This window comes from Mycobacterium sp. NGS24 (genome assembly GCF_059813065.1).
In genome coordinates, this window is the sequence record NZ_JCALDW010000002.1 from 524,548 (window position 1) to 540,699 (window position 16,152).

General features: G+C 68.3%; 13 protein-coding genes. 7 read left to right on the forward strand and 6 right to left on the reverse strand.

The features are described from left to right. Positions 1–27: 27 nt before the first annotated feature. Both AC5Y6Y_RS05245 and AC5Y6Y_RS05250 read left to right on the forward strand, forming a co-directional pair. The gene (locus AC5Y6Y_RS05245; RefSeq protein ID WP_473139543.1) at positions 28–3,360 is read left to right on the forward strand and encodes a transglutaminase family protein; all 3,333 of its coding nucleotides are present in this window, start codon (positions 28–30) and stop codon (positions 3,358–3,360) included. 14 nt (positions 3,361–3,374) lie between these two features. Continuing rightward, positions 3,375–6,047, forward strand: coding sequence for a circularly permuted type 2 ATP-grasp protein (locus tag AC5Y6Y_RS05250; protein WP_473139663.1), 2,673 nt, complete (start codon positions 3,375–3,377; stop codon positions 6,045–6,047). An 11-nt stretch (positions 6,048–6,058) separates the two neighbouring features. Here the strand turns inward: AC5Y6Y_RS05250 and AC5Y6Y_RS05255 are convergent, their stop codons facing one another. Together AC5Y6Y_RS05255 and AC5Y6Y_RS05260 are read right to left on the reverse strand one after the other, a co-directional pair. Further along, on the reverse strand, positions 6,059–7,090 hold the full coding sequence (locus AC5Y6Y_RS05255) for a zinc-binding metallopeptidase family protein (protein WP_463824990.1): 1,032 nt from the start codon (positions 7,088–7,090) through the stop codon (positions 6,059–6,061). Next, on the reverse strand, positions 7,083–8,006 hold the full coding sequence (locus tag AC5Y6Y_RS05260; RefSeq protein WP_473139542.1) for a transglutaminase family protein: 924 nt from the start codon (positions 8,004–8,006) through the stop codon (positions 7,083–7,085). Before AC5Y6Y_RS05260 ends, AC5Y6Y_RS05255 begins: the two co-directional genes overlap by 8 nt. Positions 8,007–8,130: 124 nt before the next feature. Here AC5Y6Y_RS05260 and AC5Y6Y_RS05265 point away from each other — a divergent pair, with 124 nt between their 5' ends. Then, positions 8,131–9,378, forward strand: coding sequence for an esterase/lipase family protein (locus AC5Y6Y_RS05265; RefSeq protein WP_473139541.1), 1,248 nt, complete (start codon positions 8,131–8,133; stop codon positions 9,376–9,378). 51 nt (positions 9,379–9,429) lie between these two features. Continuing rightward, on the forward strand, positions 9,430–9,819 hold the full coding sequence (locus AC5Y6Y_RS05270; RefSeq protein ID WP_463824987.1) for an MmcQ/YjbR family DNA-binding protein: 390 nt from the start codon (positions 9,430–9,432) through the stop codon (positions 9,817–9,819). Here AC5Y6Y_RS05270 and AC5Y6Y_RS05275 read toward each other — a convergent pair. Together AC5Y6Y_RS05275 and aspS are read right to left on the reverse strand one after the other, a co-directional pair. Next, the gene (locus AC5Y6Y_RS05275) at positions 9,806–10,273 is read right to left on the reverse strand and encodes a nitroreductase family deazaflavin-dependent oxidoreductase (protein WP_473139540.1); all 468 of its coding nucleotides are present in this window, start codon (positions 10,271–10,273) and stop codon (positions 9,806–9,808) included. The genes AC5Y6Y_RS05270 and AC5Y6Y_RS05275 overlap by 14 nt on opposite strands. After that, positions 10,270–12,072 carry an aspartate--tRNA ligase gene (gene aspS, locus AC5Y6Y_RS05280; RefSeq protein WP_473139662.1) on the reverse strand — a complete coding sequence of 601 codons (1,803 nt, stop codon included), beginning with the start codon at positions 12,070–12,072 and terminating at the stop codon, positions 10,270–10,272. Before aspS ends, AC5Y6Y_RS05275 begins: the two co-directional genes overlap by 4 nt. A 46-nt stretch (positions 12,073–12,118) precedes the next feature. Here aspS and AC5Y6Y_RS05285 point away from each other — a divergent pair, with 46 nt between their 5' ends. Genes AC5Y6Y_RS05285 through ypfJ form a run of 3 tightly spaced genes read left to right on the forward strand, consistent with a single transcriptional unit; the run spans position 12,119 to position 14,449 of the window. Further along, the gene (locus AC5Y6Y_RS05285) at positions 12,119–13,006 is read left to right on the forward strand and encodes an oxidoreductase (protein ID WP_473139661.1); all 888 of its coding nucleotides are present in this window, start codon (positions 12,119–12,121) and stop codon (positions 13,004–13,006) included. An 11-nt stretch (positions 13,007–13,017) separates the two neighbouring features. Then, positions 13,018–13,518, forward strand: coding sequence for an SRPBCC family protein (locus AC5Y6Y_RS05290; protein ID WP_473139660.1), 501 nt, complete (start codon positions 13,018–13,020; stop codon positions 13,516–13,518). Positions 13,519–13,564: 46 nt separating this feature from the next. Beyond that, on the forward strand, positions 13,565–14,449 hold the full coding sequence (ypfJ, locus tag AC5Y6Y_RS05295; RefSeq protein WP_463824985.1) for a KPN_02809 family neutral zinc metallopeptidase: 885 nt from the start codon (positions 13,565–13,567) through the stop codon (positions 14,447–14,449). On the opposite strand, the gene AC5Y6Y_RS05300 is transcribed toward ypfJ, so the two are convergent. Further along, positions 14,446–15,312 carry a dihydrodipicolinate synthase family protein gene (locus tag AC5Y6Y_RS05300; RefSeq protein ID WP_473139539.1) on the reverse strand — a complete coding sequence of 289 codons (867 nt, stop codon included), beginning with the start codon at positions 15,310–15,312 and terminating at the stop codon, positions 14,446–14,448. The genes ypfJ and AC5Y6Y_RS05300 overlap by 4 nt on opposite strands. Before the next feature lie 14 nt (positions 15,313–15,326). Further along, entirely contained in the window at positions 15,327–16,121 is a 795-nt protein-coding gene (locus AC5Y6Y_RS05305) for an aldolase (protein ID WP_473139538.1), read from the reverse strand. Positions 16,122–16,152 lie beyond the last annotated feature (31 nt).

Consider the following 16,152-nt stretch of genomic DNA (forward strand, 5'->3'; position numbering starts at 1 on the left):
CTGTCTCATGTGATGGGATCAGCGGTTATGAGTATCAAAGTTGCACTGGAGCACCGCACCAGTTACACCTTTGACAAGCTGGTCCAGGTGTATCCGCACGTCGTGCGGTTGCGCCCGGCGCCACACTCCCGCACCCCAATCGAGGCCTACTCGCTGCGGATCGATCCCGGCGAGCACTTCATCAACTGGCAACAGGACGCGCTGGGCAACTTTCTGGCCCGGTTGGTCTTCCCCAAGCCCACCCGGGAGCTGACCATCACCGTCGGCCTGATCGCCGACCTCAAGGTCATCAACCCGTTCGACTTCTTCATCGAGGAGTGGGCCGAGACGTGGGACCCGGATAAATCGCTATACCCCAAGGCGCTGGCGCACGACCTCGAACCGTTCCTGCGTCCCGTCGACGAAGGCGCGGAAGGGTCCGGCCCGGGCGACTTGGTGCAGGCCTGGGTCGGCAACTTCAACGTGCCCCCCGGCACCCGCACCATCGACTTCCTGGTCGCGCTGAACCGGGCCATCAACGCCGACGTCAGCTACAGCCTGCGGATGGAACCCGGCGTCCAGACGCCGGATCACACGCTGCGCAGCGGGGTGGGCTCCTGCCGGGACTCGGCATGGCTGCTGGTGTCGATCCTGCGCCAGTTGGGGCTGGCCGCCCGATTCGTGTCGGGCTACCTGGTGCAGCTGGCCTCGGACGTGCCGCCCCTGGACGGGCCCTCGGGACCGGCCGCCGACTTCACCGACCTGCACGCGTGGACCGAGGTGTACGTGCCCGGCGCGGGCTGGATCGGGCTGGACCCGACCTCGGGGCTGTTCGCCGGCGAAGGCCACATCCCGCTGGCCGCCACCCCGCATCCGTCGTCGGCCGCGCCGATCACGGGCAGCACCGATCCGTGTACCTCGACCCTGGAGTTCACCAACACCGTCACCCGGGTGCACGAAGACCCGCGGGTGACGTTGCCGTACACCGACGACGCGTGGGCCTCGATCTGTGCGCTGGGCGACCAGGTCGACCGGCGCCTGGTCGCCGGCGACGTGCGGCTGACGGTGGGTGGCGAGCCGACGTTCGTCTCGGTGGACAATCAGGTCGACCCGGAATGGCGCACCGCCGCCGACGGACCGCACAAGCGGCGGTTGGCCTCCGAGCTGGCCGCCCGGCTCAAGGCGCAGTGGGCGCCGCAGGGTCTGGTGCAGCGCAGCCAGGGCAAGTGGTATCCCGGGGAGCCGCTGCCGCGCTGGCAGATCGGTCTGTATTGGCGCGCCGACGGCCGCGCGCTGTGGAGCGACGACACGCTGCTGGCCGACCCGTGGTCACCCGAACCGGCGGACCCGGTCGCCGACGAGACCGCACGCGACGTGCTGGCGACGGTCGCCGAAGGGCTGGGGCTGCCGCTCACCCAGGTGCGCGCCGCGTACGAGGATCCGCTGGTGCGGTTGGCGAAGTCGGTCCGGCTGCCGGCCGGTGACCCGGTGGCACCCGGCGACGACCTGGACCCCGACGCCGAACAGGACACCGAATCGGGCCGCGCCGCGCTGGTGGCCCGGCTCGACGAAGCGGTCACCACCCCGGCGGCGTTCGTCCTGCCACTGCACCGCCGCGACGACGGCTCCGGTTGGGCCAGCGCGAACTGGCGACTGCGGCGCGGGCGCCTGGTGCTCACCGAGGGCGATTCCCCGGCGGGCTTGCGGTTGCCACTGAGTTCGATCAGCTGGCAACCGCCCCCGGCGTCGTTCGAGGTGGATCCGGGGACCCTCGGGTCGGTGCTGCCGCCGGAACCGGAGGGCGATACAGCCGTCGTCGTGGACCCGGAGAACGCGCCGACGACCGCCCTGGTCGCCGAGGTCCGCGACGGGCTGCTGTATATCTTCCTGCCGCCCACCACCGCCCTGGAACATTTCATCGACCTGGTCGCGCGGGTGGAGACCGCGGTGGTCAAGGCCGGCTGCCCGGTGGTGATCGAGGGTTACGGCCCGCCGACCGACCCGCGGCTGATCTTCACCACGGTCACCCCCGACCCCGGCGTCATCGAGGTCAACGTCGCGCCGACGGCCAGTTTCGACGAGCAGCGCCGACAGCTGGAAACGCTCTACGAGCAGGCCCGGTTGACCCGGCTGTCCACCGAGTCGTTCGACATCGACGGCACCCACGGCGGCACCGGCGGCGGTAACCACATCACGCTCGGCGGCGTCACCCCAGCCGACTCGCCGCTGCTGCGGCGTCCCGACCTGCTGGTCTCGCTCCTCACCTACTGGCAGCGGCACCCGGCGCTGTCCTACCTGTTCGCGGGCCGGTTCGTCGGCACCACCTCCCAGGCGCCACGGGTGGACGAGGGCCGCGACGAGGCGCTCTACGAGCTGGAGATCGCGTTCGCCGAGATCGCGCGACTCTCGGCCGGTGGGGGGGCCAAGCCGTGGGTGACCGATCGCGCGCTGCGCCACCTGCTGACCGACATCACCGGCAACACGCACCGCGCCGAATTCTGCATCGACAAGCTCTACAGTCCCGAAGGCTCCCGCGGCCGGCTGGGCCTGCTCGAGTTGCGCGGGTTCGAGATGCCGCCGCATCTGCGGATGGCGATGGTGCAGTCGCTGCTGGTCCGGTCGCTGGTGGCCTGGTTCTGGGAGCAGCCGCTGCGCGCTCCGCTGATCCGGCACGGCGACAACCTGCACGGTCGGTACCTGCTGCCGCACTTCCTGATCCACGACATCGCCGACGTGGCGGCCGACCTGCGCGCGCAGGGCATCCCCTTCGAGACCAGCTGGCTGGACCCGTTCACCGAGTTCCGCTTCCCGCGGATCGGCACCGCGGTGTTCGACGGTGTGGAGATCGAGTTGCGCGGCGCCATCGAGCCGTGGAACACCCTCGGCGAAGAATCCACCGCCACCGGCACCGCCCGCTATGTGGACTCTTCGGTGGAGCGCATCCAGGTGCGGATCATCGGCGCCGACCGACACCGCTATGCGGTGACCTGCAACGGCTATCCGATACCGCTGCTGGCGACCGACAACCCCGATATTCACGTGGGCGGGGTGCGCTATAAGGCCTGGCAGCCGCCGAGCGCGTTGCACCCGACCATCTCCATCGATGTCCCGCTGCAGTTCGAGCTGATCGACCTGACCGCCGGGACGTCACGCGGCGGCTGCACCTACCACGTCGTTCACCCCGGTGGGCTTGCCTATGACATGCCCCCGGTCAACGCCGTGGCCGCCGAGTCGCGCCGGGCGCGGCGCTTCGAGGCGTCCGGCTTCACACCCGGCAAGCTCGACCTGGCCGGTCTGCGCGAAAAGCAGGCGCGACTGTTCACCGACGTCGGCGCGCCGGGCATCCTGGATCTGCGTCGCGTGCGTACCGTGCAGCGGTAGTGGCGTCCGCAGATATGACACTCGGTCTCAGTGCAGCGTCGGCAGCTTCCTCGGAGTCCTACGACGTCGACCGTCTGCTGGCCGGATACCGCACCGCGCGCACCCAGGAAGCGCTGTTCGATCTGCGCGACGGTCCCGGTGCCGGTTACGACGAGTTCGTCGACGCCGACGGCAACGTCCGGCCGGGCTGGGACGAGCTTGCCGACGCGATCGCCGAACGCGGCCGCAGCGGCCTGAACCGGCTGCGGTCGGTCGTGCACAGCCTGATCGACCACGACGGCATCACCTACACCGGGGTCTCGGACGGACAGGCCGGGCGCGAAGCGGCCTCGGGTCACGGACCCGAACCCGGACCGTGGCGGCTGGACACGCTGCCGCTGGTGGTGTCTGCGGCCGACTGGGATGCGCTGGAAGCCGGGCTGGTCCAGCGCTCGCGGCTGCTGGATGCCGTGCTGGCCGACCTGTACGGCCCGCGCCGGCTGCTCATCGAAGGACTGTTGCCCGCGCAGCTGGTCTTTGCCCATCCCGGCTACATCCGGCCCGCCAACGGCATCACCGTGCCCGGGCACCATCAGCTGTTCATGCACGGCTGCGATGTCAGCCGGCGCTCCGACGGCAACTTCTGGGTCAACGCGGACTGGACTCAGGCGCCGTCGGGCGCCGGCTACGCGCTGGCCGATCGCCGGGTGCTGGCGCACGCGATCCCCGACCTCTACGAGCAGATCGCGCCGCGGGCGAACACCCCGTTCGCGCAGGCGCTGCGGCTGGCGCTGATCGACGCCGCGCCGGACGTGGTGCAGGACCCGGTGGTGGTGGTGCTGAGCCCCGGCATCTACTCCGAGACCGCGTTCGACCAGGCGTATCTGGCCACGCTGCTGGGTTTCCCGCTGGTGGAGAGCGCGGACCTGGTGGTGCGCGACGGCAAGCTGTGGATGCGGTCGCTGGGCACCCTCAAACGCGTCGACGTGGTGCTGCGCCGGGTCGACGCGAGCTACGTGGACCCGCTCGACCTGCGCGCCGACTCCCGCCTGGGCGTGGTCGGGCTGGTGGAGGCGCTGCACCGCGGCACGGTGACGGTGGTCAACACGCTGGGCAGCGGCATCCTGGAAAGCCCCGGGCTGCTGCGCTTCCTGCCGGAGCTGGCCGAGCGGCTGCTCGGCGAGGACCTGCAGCTGCAGACCGCACCCGTCTACTGGGGCGGCATCCCGGCCGAGCTCTCACACCTGCTGGCGAACCTGCCGTCGTTGCTGATCAAACCGGTGGACGGCGGGGAACCCCTGGTCGGCCCGACGCTGTCGGCCGCGCAGCTCGCCGAGTTGACCGCCCGCATCGAAGCGGTGCCGTGGCGGTGGGCCGGTCAGGTGCTGCCCACCTTCTCCTCGGCCCCCACCGACCATGCCGGCGTGCTGTCCTCGGCCGGTGTCGGGATGCGGCTGTTCACCGTCGCCCAGCGCGGCGGGTACGCCCCGATGATCGGCGGCCTGGGCTATGTGACCGCCCCAGGTTCGGCTGCATACACCATGAAAACCGTTGCGGCCAAAGATGTGTGGGTGCGCCCGACGGAACGCGCGACAGCCGAGACGATCACCCTGCCCTCGGCGCCGCAGCCGGCCAAGACCGGCGCCGGCACCTGGGGTGTCAGCTCGCCACGGGTGCTGTCCGATCTGTTCTGGATGGGACGCTACGGCGAGCGCGCCGAGAACATGGCGCGACTGTTGATCGTGGCGCGCGAACGCTACCACGTCTACCGCCACCATCAGGACAGCGAGGAAAGCGAGTGCGTGCCGGTGCTGATGGCCGCGCTGGGCCGCATCACCGGGACCGACACCGGCGCGGGCGGTGCCACCGAGTACGACCACGCCGAGATGATCGCGGTGGCTCCTTCGATGCTGTGGTCGATGACGGTCGAGCTGGACCGGCCGGGTTCGCTGATCCAGTCGGTGGAAGGGCTGGCGCTGTCGGCGCGCGCGGTGCGCGACCAGTTGTCCAACGACACCTGGATGGTGCTGGCCAGTGTCGAACGCGCCGTCGCGCTGCGGTCCGACCCGCCGCAGTCGCTGGCCGAGGCCGATGCGCTGCTGGCCGCCGCGCAGTCGCAGGCGTTGGCCGGGATGCTGACCCTGTCGGGGGTGGCCGGCGAGTCGATGGTGCGCGACGTGGGCTGGACGATGATGGACATCGGCAAGCGGATCGAGCGCGGGCTGTGGTTGACCGCGCTGCTGGCCGACACGCTGACCACGGTGCGCGGCACGGTGGCCGAACAGTCCATCGTGGAAGCCACCCTGGTGGCCTGCGAGTCGTCGGTCATCTACCGTCGTCGCACGCTGGGCAAGGTCAGCGTGGCCGCGGTGACCGAACTGATGCTGTTCGACCCGCAGAACCCGCGCTCGCTGCTGTACCAGGTGGAGCGGTTGCGCGCGCGCCTCAAAGACCTGCCCGGCTCGTCGGGCTCGTCACGCCCGGAACGGATCGTGGACGAGATCGGCACCCGGCTGCGCCGCTCGGATCCCGCCGAGTTGGAAGAGCTGGTCGACGGGCACCGCGAAGAACTGGCCGAGCTGCTCACCTGGGTGCACGCCGCACTGCGCGACCTGGCCGACGCGCTTGCTGCGACGCAGTTGGCGTTGCCCGGCGGCATGCAGCCCCTATGGGGTGGCCCCGACGAGCGCCGGACGATGCCCGCGTAGCGGCGCCGAGCTCAGGCGGCCGCGGTGGTCTCGTCGATCACGGTGTGCACGAACTGCATCTTGTCCAGCACCGCCGGCGGCAGCACGAACGGATACAGGTCGTCGTGGCCCATCGACCGGTTCACCATGTTCAGCGACCACGACAACGGCAGCCACATGTCGATGATGGTGGGAAACGCGCTGGGTCCCAACGGCGGTCGGTCGAACGTGGCCGCCGCCGGCGCCAGGCCGCAGGACGCCGAGGTGTCCAGCGTGTCGCGGATGTGCAGGTAGTGCGCAAACGTCTCCGCCCAGTCCTCGGCGGGGTGCATGGTCGCGTACGAGGAGACGTAGTTCTTCTCCCAGCCGTCCGGTGCGCCCTCGCTGTAGTGCCGGTCCAGCGCCGCCTGATAGTCGGAGTCGGGGTCTCCGAACAACTCGTTGAACCGCGCCAGGTACTCCGGCGACTGGATCAGCCGGTAGAAGTAGTAGTGGCCCACCTCGTGGCGGAAGTGCCCGAGCAGGGTGCGGTACGGTTCGTCCATCTCCACCCGCAACTGCTCGCGGTGCACGTCGTCACCCTCAGCCAGATCCAATGTGATGACGCCGTTTTCGTGACCGGTGATGACATTCTGGTGCGCACTGGACAGCAACCGGAAGGCCAGTCCGTAGTCCGGATCTTCATCACGGCCGATGATCGGCAGTTTCAGTTCGTGCAGTTCGGCGACCAGACGCCGCTTCGCCGCTTCGGCCCGGGCGAACTCGGGCAGACCAACCGTGTCGTCATCGTTGGGCCGCTCGATGGTCAGCGAGCAGGACTCGCACAGGGTGCCCGGCGGATCGACCGGGACCAGCCAATTGCATTCCGCCACATACAGATTGGCGCACAGCTGATATTCGGCCGCCGCGACGGCGCCGGCGTGGTCGCTGTCTTCTTCCTTTTTGGCGATCACCAGCAGCGCCATCTGTTCCAGCGAAAAGCCAAGGGCGCTGCCGCAATTCAGGCAGGCCGAGTTCTCGAATGTCAGGCGTTGGCCACAGTTGGGACAACTGAAATCACGCATAGAGTTCATCACCTTCGAATGGGACGACGTCGACACCGACGTCGATGACACTGCGCTTGGAGTTGGTGTAGATGATGCCGCGCAGCGGTGGCACATCGGCGTAGTCGCGGCCGCGCCCGACCACAATGTAGCGCTGATCGACCAGCGCGTCGTTGGTGGGGTCGAGCCCCATCCACTCGTGCTGACCCGCCTGTTGCGGCGTCCATACCGACGCCCAGGCGTGGGTCGCGTCGATGCCTATCATTCGATCCTTTCCGGGGGGCGGGTTGGTGGCCAGGTATCCCGATACGTAGCAGGCCGCCAAACCGTTGGCGCGCAGACAGGCGATCGCCAGCCTCGCGAAGTCCTGGCATACCCCTTCACGCGCCGTCAGAACCTCGTTGACGCGTGTGGAAACCGTCGTCGAACCGGAACGGTAGGTGAAGTCGGTGTAGATGCGGTTTGCCAGGTCGCGCAACACCTCCACCAGAGGGCGGCCGGGCGCGAAACTGGGTGCGGCGTAGTCGCGTACCTCGTCGGTGATCTCGGGCGGGGTGAGGTCGAGGGTGAAATCGGTAGCCAGCGCGCCCTGCATCCCGGCCGGGCGGGCCGCCTCCCACGGTTGCAGCGCCGGCCCGCTGGTGTAGAGGTCGGCGGTCGGCAGTCCGACGTCGACGATCGAGTCGCTGATGATGGTCAGCGCGCGGTGCGGTGTGGTGACGTGAAAGTACGAGCTGATGTTGCCGTAGGTGTCGCGGCTGGTGGATCTGTCCGCCGGCTCCGGGTCGATGACCAGCCGGTGCGCGACGCAGCGCTGGCGCAGCGAATCACGCGGGGTGAGGAACCCGCGACCGTAGGAGCCGGTCACGAGGTCGGAGTAGCGGTATTCGGTGCGATGCGTGACCCGGTAGCGCTTGGTGTCCCGAAAGTCCGTCACATGCCCAAACCTACTGGGGGCCGGCCGGCGCTGCGGCGGGCAGACCCGGGAATCTGGCCGGCCGGTTTGCAATCGGACGCGAAACGGGAACACTTGTTCACTGAAACGCCGAAAGGAGCTTGTTGTGCAGGCAGACGAAATCCGTTCGCTGGCCGATCTCGCGGGGGAAGGCACCCGGGTGCTGACCACGCTGGTCCGGGACATTCATCGGGGTATCGCCGGCCGGGTCTTCGGCACCATCGGCCCGGCAGCCGCGCCGGTGCGGGTGGTGCACGACACCACCGCGTCCACCATCTACAGCCTGGTGGACCACGCGGTGCGCGGGTCCCTCTACGGCGCCGGGGCGTTGGCTGCCAACACGTGCAGCAATGAGGACGACGAGACGATCGAGGCCCGGCCCCGGATCGCCGGGGTGCTGGCCGCGCTCAACGGCATCTACGGCGACGAGATGACCAACCGCGACAACGGCTTGGCGCTCACCATGCAGATCCGCCGCAAGGGGCTGCCGGTCGGGTTGAGCAGGGACGCCATCGCCACGGCGTTCCCGAAAGCCACCAGCCGGATCGTGGTCTTCACCCACGGCTGGTGCATGACCGAGCGGTCCTGGTGGCGCGCACCGCGCACCGGCGAAGAACTGCGCCCCTACGGCAAACGCCTGCGCAAGGACCTCGGCTACACGCCGGTCTACCTGCGCTACAACAGCGGCCTGCACATCTCCCAGAACGGGCAGGCGCTGGCCGATCTGATCGATCGGCTGTACGCGGTGTGGCCGGTTGCGGTGGAGGAACTGGTGCTGGTGGGCCATTCCATGGGTGGGCTGGTCTCGCGCAGCGCGTGCCACTACGGCCAGCAGCACGAACACGCGTGGACCGACGACGTGTCCCACGTGGTGTGCCTGGGCTCGCCGCATCTGGGAGCCGACCTGGAAAAGGGTGTCAACGCCGCATCCTTCGTGCTGGCGCAGCTTCCCGAGACCCGAGGCGTGTCGAAGTTCCTCAACACCCGCAGCGCCGGCGTGAAGGACCTGCGTTACGGCGCTCTGCTCGACGAAGACTGGCAAGACTGCGACCCGGACGAATTCCTGCGCGACCGGTGCCAGGAGGTGCCGTTCCTGCCCGGCGCGGTCTACCACTTCGTCTCCACCACCGCGGCGCCGCGTGCGGTGGGTCTGCTGATGGGCGACCACCTGGTCCGGCCGAAGAGCGCGGCGGGTCAGGGCAAGTACCGGTCGATCCCGTTCGACGCCGCACACGGGCTCATCCTGGCCGGCCTCAACCACTTCGATCTGCTCAACCACCCGTCGGTCTACGACAAGCTGGTGACCTGGCTGAGCGGGCAGCAGACCGCCGAGCAAACGATGTCGGTGGGCTGATTTCTGCGCTGGATATTCCTCAGCACGGCAAACGCGCGCACAATGAGAGGCGTGGCTACCTGGGACGACGTCGCGCGCATCGCCGCCGAGTTGCCGCTGGTCGTCGAACATTCACAGCACGACTGGCGGGTCGGCAAGAAGCTGCTGGCCTGGGAGCGCCCGTTGCGCAGGTCGGACATCGAAGCGCTGACGCGCCACGGGGTGCAGCCGCCGACAGGCGACATCCTGGGCGTACGGGTGCCTGACGAGGGCGTGAAGTTCGCGCTGATCGCCGACGAGCCGGACATCTACTTCACCACCCCACACTTCGACGGCTACCCGGCCGTGCTGGTCACGCTGGCCGATATCGGGTTCTTCGAGCTCGAGGAGTTGATCACCGAGGCGTGGCTGACCCAGGCGCCGCGGCGGCTGGTGAAGGAGTTCCTGGCTAAGTCGTCGTAGCCGTTGCCGCCGCCCTTGCGCTGCGTCCGCGCTGCAATTCGAACAGCGGGATCACCCGGGTGGTCTTCGACTGATACTCGGCGAAGCCGGGCGCCTTGGCGGTGACCTTGTCGAACAGCGCGTCGCGCTCCTCGGCGGGCAGTTCGCGCGCGGTCACGTCGTAGGCGTCGGTGCCGATTTCGATCCGGGCAGCAGGATTTGCCCGCAGGTTGTGTACCCACGCCGGACTCACCGGCGCCCCAGCGAAGGACCCGATGATGATCAGCTTGCCGTCGATGTCGAAGTAGGCCAGCGGCGAGATCCGTTGCTCGCCGGACTTGGCGCCGGTGGTGTGCAACAGCAACAGGTCGGCGCCTTCGAACTGGCCGCCCACCTTCCCGTCGTTGGCGCGGAACTCCGCGATGATGTCCTGATTGAACGTCTTGGCCAGCTCAGCCAGATCCCTGTCGGTCATGCCCCCTGAACCGGCTTGGGCGTGAAATCTATTCCCGACTCCTTGCGCTGCTGCGCGGTGATCGGCGCGGGCGCATCGGTCAACGGGTCGACGCCACCGCCGGTTTTGGGGAACGCGATCACCTCGCGGATCGAGTCGACGCCGGACAGCAACGCATTGATCCGGTCCCAGCCGAACGCGATCCCGCCGTGCGGCGGCGCGCCAAAGGTGAACGCCTCCAACAGGAATCCGAATTTCTCCTCGGCTTCGGCGGGATCGAGGCCCATCACCGCGAACACCCGCTCCTGAATATCGCGCCGGTGGATACGAATCGAGCCGCCGCCGATCTCGTTGCCGTTGCAGACGATGTCGTAGGCGTCGGCCAGCACCGCGCCGGGGTCGCTGTCGACGATGCCCTGGTGTTCGGCCTTCGGCGAGGTGAATGCGTGGTGCACCGCGGTCCACGCCCCGGAACCGACAGCGACGTCACCGGCCTCCACCGCGTCGTCGGCCGGCTCGAACAACGGCGGGTCCACCACCCAGACGAACGCCCAGCTGCCGGGTTCGATCAGACCCAGCCGGTGAGCGATCTCCGAGCGCGCCGCCCCCAGCAGTGCGCGCGACGGCTTCACCGGGCCGGCCGAGAAGAAGATGCAGTCGCCCGGGCCGGCGCCGACGTGAGCGGCCAGGCCGTCGCGCTCGGCGTCGGTCAGGTTCTTGGCGACCGGTCCGCCCAGCGTGCCGTCGTCACCCACCAGCACGTAGGCCAGGCCCCGATGCCCGCGCTGCTTGGCCCATTCCTGCCAGCCGTCCAGCGTGCGCCGCGGTTGGGACGCCCCGCCGGGCATCACCAACGCACCCACATAGGGTGCCTGGAAAACCCGGAACGTCGTGTCTTTGAAGAACTCTGCGCATTCGACGAGCTCCAGACCGAAGCGCAGGTCGGGCTTGTCGGAGCCGAACCGGCGCATGGCGTCGGCGTAGGTCATCCGCGGGATCGGGGTGGGGATCTGGTATCCGATCAGGGCCCACAGCGCGGCCAGGATCTCCTCGGAGATCGCGATGACGTCGTCGACGTCGACGAAGCTGAGCTCCATGTCGAGCTGGGTGAACTCGGGCTGGCGGTCGGCACGGAAATCTTCGTCGCGGTAGCAGCGGGCGATCTGGTAGTAGCGCTCCATGCCGGCCACCATCAGCAGCTGCTTGAACAGCTGCGGGCTTTGCGGCAGCGCATAGAACGTGCCCGGCCGCAACCGGGCCGGCACCAGGAAGTCACGCGCGCCCTCCGGCGTGGAGCGGGTGATGGTCGGTGTCTCGATCTCGACGAAGTCGTGCCGGCCCAGCACCTCGCGGGCGGCCGCATTCACCTTGGCGCGCAACCGGATTGCCGCAGCCGGTGCGTCGCGGCGCAGATCCAGGTAGCGGTACTTCAGCCGCAGCTCCTCCCCCGCCGGCTCGTCGAGCTGGAACGGCAGCGCCGCGGACTCCCCCAGCACGGTCAGCGCGGTGGCGTTGACCTCGATGTCGCCGGTGGCGATGTCGGGGTTGGCGTTGCCTTCCGGGCGGATCTCGACCACGCCGGTGACGGCGACGCAGAACTCCGAGCGCAGCCGGTGCGCCTGGGCCAACACCTCGGATTCACGGAAGACCACCTGGGCGACGCCGGACGCGTCACGCAGGTCGATGAAGATGACACCGCCGTGATCGCGGCGGCGCGCCACCCAACCGGCCAACGTCACCTGCTGTCCGGCGTCGCTGTCCCGTAGCGAACCCGCGGCGTGGCTGCGCAGCACAAAAACTCCTTCAGACCTGGGTTGGATGACTGCCCAGTCTAAAGGGCGGGTTCCGCCCGGTACTTTTGCCGGTATTCCTACCTCTGTCGCACTCGTGGGCCCCGGCGCCGTCGGCACAACGGTCGCCGCGCTGCTGCACCGCGCCGGTCACCCGGTGTTGCTGTGCGGCCATACCCCACGCGAACGCATCGAACTGCGGCCCGATGGCGGTTCAGCGATTGTGGTGCCCGGGCCGGTGCACACCGACCCCGCCGACGTCGACGGCCCGGTCGAGGTGGTGATCCTGGCCGTCAAAGCGACCCAGAACGACGCCGCGGCAGGCTGGCTGACTCGGTTATGTGATGAGCGCACGGTGGTGACGGTGCTGCAGAACGGCGTCGAGCAGGTCGAGCAGGTGCAACCGCTGTGCCCGTCGTCGACCGTGGTGCCCGGCAGCGTGTGGTACTCCGCAGAAACCCAGCCCGACGGGTGGGTGCGGTTGCGTGGGGAAGCCGCGCTGGTGCTGCCCACCGGACCCGCGGCCGAAGCTGTTGCAGAGTTACTGCGGTCCGGGGGCTGCCGGGTGGACTGCGACCCCGACTTCACCACCGTGACGTGGCGCAAGCTGCTGCTCAACGCGCTGGCCGGACTGATGGTGCTGACCGGGCGGCGATCCGGCATGTTCCGCCGCGACGACGTGGCTGCCCTCTCGCGCCGATATGTGGCCGAATGCGTCGCGGTGGCCCGCGCCGAGGGTGCCCAGTTCGACGACGACGTCGTTGGGCAGATCGTCGATTCGTTCCGGGCGGTGCCCGAGGACATGACGACTTCGATACTGACCGATCGCGAACACCACCGACCGCTGGAATGGGATCTGCGTAACGGGGTGATCGTCCGCCGGGCGCGCAGGCACGGGCTGCCCACCCCGATCAGCGACGTGATCGTGCCGTTGCTGGCCGCGGCCAGCGAAGGCCCCGGCTAATGTCTGAGGCCATGCACCCGTGCGAACACGTCGGTCTGGACTTCATCGACAACGCCCGCTTCCGGTTTCGCAACAGCGTCGACCTGGCCATCACGCCCGAGCAGCTATTCGAGGTCTTCTCCGACGCCGAGTCGTGGCCGCGCTGGGTCGCCGTAATCAAGACGGTGACCTGGACCAGCCCGAAGCCATTCGGCGTCGGCACCACCCGCAACGCCGACCTACGCGGCGGCATCGTCGTCAGCGAGGAATTTTTGGCTTGGGAACCGTTCAGCCGCATCGCATTCCGCTTCAACGGAAGCTCGACGCAAACTTTCGCTGCGCTAGCCGAGGATTACCGGGTTGAGGCCATTCCCGGCGGTTGCCGGCTGAACTGGACCATGGCCGTGCAACCGGCCGGGCCGGCGCGGCTGGCGATGCCGCTGTTCGCGCCGCTGCTGAACCTCACGCTGCGCCGATTCCTGCGCACGCTGCGTACTTACACCGACAACCGATTCGCCACAGCGCAGCGATAGGCTGATTGCGGCGCGGTAACCAAACTCTGATTCCGGGGAGCGTGCGATGACCTTCAACGAGGGTATGCAGATCGATACCAGTTCTGCGTCCTCGTCCGGCGGCGGTGGCGGGATGGGTCCGATCGCCATCGGCGGTGGGATCGGCGGATTGCTGATCGTGGTGGTCGCGATGCTCCTGGGCGTCGACCCCGGCGGGATCGTCAGCCAGCAGCCGGTGGACACCAGCGGCGACGTGGCGCCCGGTTTCGACTTGACCAAGTGCAAGACCGGGGCCGATGCCAACAGGTACGTGCAGTGCCGGGTGGTGGCCACCGGTAACTCGCTGGACGCGGTGTGGAAGCAGCTGGTTCGCGGCTACACCAAGCCCAAGATGCGGCTGTTCAGCGGCTCGGTGAGCACCGGATGCGGACCGGCCAGCACCGAGGTCGGACCGTTCTACTGCCCGGTGGACAAGACGGCGTATTTCGACACCGACTTCTTCTCGGTGCTGGTGGACCGGTTCGGGTCCAGCGGTGGACCCTTCGCGGAGGAATACGTGGTAGCCCACGAGTACGGCCACCACATCCAAAATCTGCAGGGCACCCTGGGCCGGTCCCAGTCCGGCGCGCAGGGCGCGAAAGGTGGTGGCGTGCGCACCGAACTGCAGGCCGACTGCTACGCCGGGGTGTGGGCGCACTACGCCTCCACCGTCACGCAGGAGAGCACCGGCAAACCGTTCCTGAACCCGTTGAGCGACAAGGACATTTCCGATGCCTTATCGGCGGCGGCGTCGGTGGGCGACGACCGTATCCAGGAGCAGGTGAACGGTCGCGTCAACCCCGAATCCTGGACGCACGGCTCGTCGGCGCAGCGCCAGAAGTGGTTCACCATCGGATATCAGAACGGTGACCCGAACAAGTGCGATACCTTCGCCACCAACGACCTGGGTTAAGTCAGGATCTGCTGTAATGCGCTGCGGCCCTGCTGGTCCAGCGGCAATTGCGGTGCCCGGGGATCGCCGACCGGTGTGCCGAGCAGGTCCAGTCCGGCCTTGACGGTGGTGGGCAGCCCGCCCGCCACGATGAACTGCAGCAGCGGTTTGAGGTCGTCGTACAGCCGCTGCGCCCGGTCCAGATCGCCGGCGCGCACCGCGTCGTACAGCTCGATGCACGGCTGGGGACGCAGATTCGGTGCGGCCGTGCACCATCCGGATGCACCGGCCTTCAGCGCATCGAGCACCAACGGGTTGCTGCCGTTGTAGAAGGGCAGCCTTCCGCCGCTGAGTTCTCTGATGCGCTGCATGCGGGACAGGTCGCCGGTGGACTCCTTGACCATGGTGAGGTTGTCGATGCCGTCGAACATCTCGACCAGCAATTCGGGACGCATGTCGACGCCGCTGGTGGCCGGATTGTTGTAGGCCATGATCGGGATTCCGACAGCCTCACCGATGCTGCGGTAGTGCTGGGTGATCTCGGGGTCGGACAGCTTCCAATAGGAGACCGGCAGCACCATCACCGCATCGGCGCCGGCCCGCTGCGCGTACTGGGCACGCCGAATTGTCCTGGCGGTCGTCACATCTGAGACACCGACGATCACCGGCACCCGCCCGTGCACCGCAGCCATGGTGGTGTCGACGACCGCGTCGACCTCCGCCTCGTCGAGGTAGGCCAGCTCCCCGGTGCTGCCGAGCGGGGCGATCGCGTGGACTCCGGACGAGACCAGCCGGTCCACCAGCGCGGCCAGCCGCTCGGTGTCGATGCCGTCGTCGCCGAACGGCGTGACCGGGTAGGCGATGATCCCGTGAACGGTGGGCACGCGATTGCTCCTTTTCAGCCGGCGGTGAGCGCGTCGGGGTGCCGCTGGAGCGCTCGTCTGGCGTAGTAGGCGAAGTTCGCCCGGCTTCGCGACGGGGTCAGGGTCCAGTCGTGTGCTTCGCGGGCCAACTCGTCGGGTAGCGGCTGGATCGCACCCGCCGCCATGGCGGCGAGCTGCAGCTTGGCGGCGCGCTCGATGAGCACCGCCAGCGAGCACGCCTCCGCCACGCTGGCCCCCGCTACCAGTTGTCCGTGGTGGGCCAGCAGCGCCGCTTTTTTGTCTCCCAGTGCGGCGGTGATGATTTCGCCTTCCTCGTTGCCGACGGGCACGCCCGGCCAGTTGGCCAGGAACGCGCAGTCGTCATACAGCGGCGTGGTGTCCATGTGCGAGACGATCAGCGGCACCTCCAGCATCGACAGCGCCGCGACGTGGAAGGGATGGGTGTGCACGATGCACTGCACATCCGGCCGAGCCCGATAGATCCAGCTGTGAAAACGGTTGGCGGGGTTGGCCATTCCCTCGCCTTGTACCACGTTGAGGTCTTCATCGACCAGCAGCAGGTTGCCCGCGGTGATCTCGTCGAAGCCCAGGCCGAGGCGCTGGGTGTAGTAGGTGCCGGGCTGCTCGGCGCGGGCGGTGATCTGTCCGGCCAGCCCGGAGTCGTGGCCGGCGTCGAACAGCACCCGGCAGGTCAACGCGACCTGCTGGCGGGTGGTCAGGTGCCCGTCGACCGATTCGGCGTCCAATTGTTCCTGGGCGCGGCGCATCAGTTCCGCTTTCGAGTCGGAGAACGTGGAGCCGGCGACCATGTGACACAATGTACCGCATAGGAAACTTTGT